General features: G+C 55.0%; 3 protein-coding genes and 3 tRNA genes. 2 read left to right on the forward strand and 4 right to left on the reverse strand.

Features of this window, described 5'->3' with window-relative positions:
• Positions 1-57: 57 nt before the first annotated feature.
• Both ABLV64_RS05680 and ABLV64_RS05685 read right to left on the reverse strand, forming a co-directional pair.
• Positions 58-133: transfer RNA gene (locus ABLV64_RS05680), tRNA-Val, on the reverse strand.
• Between the two features lie 45 nt (positions 134-178).
• Positions 179-254: transfer RNA gene (locus ABLV64_RS05685), tRNA-Val, on the reverse strand.
• 259 nt (positions 255-513) lie between these two features.
• On the opposite strand from ABLV64_RS05685, the gene gltX reads away from it, so the two are divergent.
• Complete coding sequence (gltX, locus tag ABLV64_RS05690; protein ID WP_004202014.1) at positions 514-1,932, forward strand: glutamate--tRNA ligase; 1,419 nt, start codon at positions 514-516, stop codon at positions 1,930-1,932.
• A gap of 54 nt (positions 1,933-1,986) precedes the next feature.
• On the opposite strand, the gene ABLV64_RS05695 is transcribed toward gltX, so the two are convergent.
• Positions 1,987-2,379, reverse strand: a complete 393-nt coding sequence (locus ABLV64_RS05695) for a YfeC-like transcriptional regulator (protein ID WP_004202015.1) — start codon at positions 2,377-2,379, stop codon at positions 1,987-1,989.
• A gap of 3 nt (positions 2,380-2,382) precedes the next feature.
• Complete coding sequence (locus ABLV64_RS05700) at positions 2,383-2,736, reverse strand: YfeC-like transcriptional regulator (RefSeq protein ID WP_004202017.1); 354 nt, start codon at positions 2,734-2,736, stop codon at positions 2,383-2,385.
• Between the two features lie 218 nt (positions 2,737-2,954).
• Here ABLV64_RS05700 and ABLV64_RS05705 point away from each other — a divergent pair.
• Positions 2,955-3,030, forward strand: a tRNA-Ala gene (locus ABLV64_RS05705).
• Positions 3,031-3,126 lie beyond the last annotated feature (96 nt).

Raw genomic sequence — 3,126 nt, forward strand, 5'->3', positions numbered from 1 at the left:
CCTGCGACCAATTGATTAAAAGTCAACTGCTCTACCAACTGAGCTAACGACCCGAAGTGGTGGGTGATGACGGGATCGAACCGCCGACCCCCTCCTTGTAAGGGAGGTGCTCTCCCAGCTGAGCTAATCACCCACTTCTCAATTTTCTGTTCTACACGGCGGAGACTACGTTAAGTAGTGGTGGGTGATGACGGGATCGAACCGCCGACCCCCTCCTTGTAAGGGAGGTGCTCTCCCAGCTGAGCTAATCACCCCCGCTGTGTGGAGTCGCATTATAGGGAGAGTTGAAAATGAGTCAACGCCTTTTCTAAAGAATTCGTTCGTTCGTCGTAAAATTAAACAAAGCGATCGTAAAACCGGCGTCATAGCATGATTTATAAACAAAAATGGCAAACCGCGACGTTCCGACGGGAACAACATTGAGGAATCAGCCCACGGTGTTAGAATATTGACCCATAATTTCCACCGGACATTGCCGTCTATCGGCATCTTTATTAAACGTAAGGCCAATTCATGAAAATCAAAACTCGCTTCGCGCCAAGCCCAACCGGCTATCTGCACGTTGGCGGTGCGCGTACTGCTCTCTATTCCTGGCTTTTTGCCCGTAACCACGGCGGTGAGTTTGTACTGCGTATTGAAGACACCGATCTCGAACGCTCCACCCCGGAAGCAATTGAAGCCATCATGGATGGCATGAACTGGCTGAATCTGCAATGGGACGAAGGTCCCTATTACCAGACCAAACGTTTCGATCGTTATAACAACGTGATCGATGAGATGCTGGAAGCCGGTACCGCTTATAAATGCTATTGCTCGAAAGAGCGTCTGGAAGCGTTGCGCGAAGAGCAGATGGCGAACGGTGAGAAGCCGCGTTACGATGGCCGCTGCCGCCATAGCCACGAGCATCATGCCGACGATGAGCCGTGCGTGGTGCGTTTCGCCAACCCGCAGGAAGGGTCAGTTATTTTTGACGATCAGATCCGCGGACCTATCGAGTTCAGCAACCAGGAGCTGGACGATCTGATCATTCGCCGTACCGATGGTTCCCCGACCTACAACTTCTGCGTCGTCGTGGATGACTGGGACATGGCGATCACCCACGTGATCCGTGGTGAAGATCATATCAATAACACGCCGCGCCAGATCAACATCCTTAAAGCGCTGAACGCGCCGGTGCCGGTATACGCGCACGTATCGATGATCAACGGCGACGATGGCAAGAAACTCTCCAAGCGCCACGGGGCGGTCAGCGTGATGCAGTATCGCGACGATGGCTACCTGCCGGAAGCGTTGCTTAACTATCTGGTGCGTCTGGGCTGGTCCCATGGCGATCAGGAGATCTTCACCCGCGAAGAGATGATCGAGTTCTTCTCGCTGGGGGCGGTCAGCAAATCTGCCAGTGCGTTCAACACCGACAAGCTGCTGTGGCTGAACCATCATTACATCAATACGCTGCCAGCGGAGTATGTGGCGACCCATCTGCAGTGGCATATCGAGCAGGAAAATATCGATACCCGCAACGGTCCGCAGCTGGCCGAGTTGGTGAAGCTGCTGGGCGAGCGTTGCAAAACGCTGAAAGAGATTGCCCAGAGCTGCCGCTACTTCTATGAAGAGTTCGCTGAGTTCGACGCCGACGCGGCGAAGAAACATTTGCGTCCGGTAGCGCGTCAGCCGCTGGAGGTCGTCCGCGACAAGCTGGCGGCGATTAGCGACTGGACGGCGGAAAACGTCCACCACGCGATTCAGGCAACCGCTGATGAGCTGGAAGTGGGCATGGGTAAAGTCGGTATGCCGCTGCGCGTGGCCGTTACCGGTGCTGGGCAGTCTCCTGCGCTTGACGTAACCGTCCATGCAATCGGCAAGTCCCGTAGCGTAGAGCGTATCAATAAAGCGCTGGCTTTTATCGCTGAGCGCGAAGGCCAGGCGTCCTGACGGGGACGTAGATGATATAACGGCAGGATATACTCCTGCCGTTTTTTTTGTCTGTTACGCCGGGCTGGCGATGCCGAGGCGGGCAAGAAAACCGCTAATCCCTTCCCGGGCCAGCAGGTCGCGGAGCTGCAGCTGTTCTGCCGGAGTCATCAGTTGCAGGGTTTCTGTGATTTGCCGCCAGATCGCGTCCGCCTCATTGACCAGGTAAGCGCCTGGCGATTCCGCGAGATGATTGTCGCTAAACAGATGGCGTCTGGCGGGAATGTTAGTCAAAAACTCACGCACCGGTTGGTCGATGACCACCAGTCGCGCTCGTCCCCCTTTAACGCCGGGTATCGCTTCTGTGCGCCATTTCTTCTCCCGAACCCAGCGATTGATCGTTTGTCTGGCCAGCCCCAGGCAGTCGGCAAGCTCTGCGGGCGTCATTTTATCTTTTAGTTTCATCATGGTTTACCGATCGCGGATCCCTAACCGAAGCAGTAACCCGGTGATCCCCTCGCGCAGCAACAGCGACATAAGCTGCTTCTGCTCGCTGGGGGTGAGTTCTTTACAGAGGGTCAGCAGCAGCGATTCCAGATCGCTGTCGTGGGGAGAATAGGTGCCGGGCGTCTCCGCCACGCGCTGGGCGCTGCGGATAAACTCCCTGACTTGCTCATTGACATGGACCAGGCGCGCCTTGCCGCCCTGGACGCCAGGCCGCGGAGAGGTCTGCCAGCCTTCTTTCCGCACCCACTTATTGATAGTTTGCCGACTGTAGCCGGTCAGATGGGCGATTTCTTCAGGTGTCATTCGTTCCTTGAGCATACTATTTCCTGAGTAAATGTATGGAATTAGCTGTCCATGTTATAGCATCCTTTTACTGGAAAAGGTGACCTGTTTAACTTCTGGCTGCGATAAGGCTCGCAATGTCAGCAGGTTGCCTGCTTTTTCAGCGATTGAATCGAGAAGGATAATTTTGCCGTTGACACCTGAGCAAGGAATTCATATTATGCCGCCCGTCAACACGACACGCTTTACGTTACGGGGCTATAGCTCAGCTGGGAGAGCGCTTGCATGGCATGCAAGAGGTCAGCGGTTCGATCCCGCTTAGCTCCACCAAATTCTGCACCCAGCGGATTTGGTTCGTAAAGAGGTCCTGTGGGGCTATAGCTCAGCTGGGAGAGCGCTTGCATGGCATGCAAGAGGTCAGCGGTT

This window comes from Klebsiella sp. JB_Kp031 (assembly GCF_040064295.1).
GTDB classification, from domain to species: domain Bacteria; phylum Pseudomonadota; class Gammaproteobacteria; order Enterobacterales; family Enterobacteriaceae; genus Klebsiella; species Klebsiella quasipneumoniae.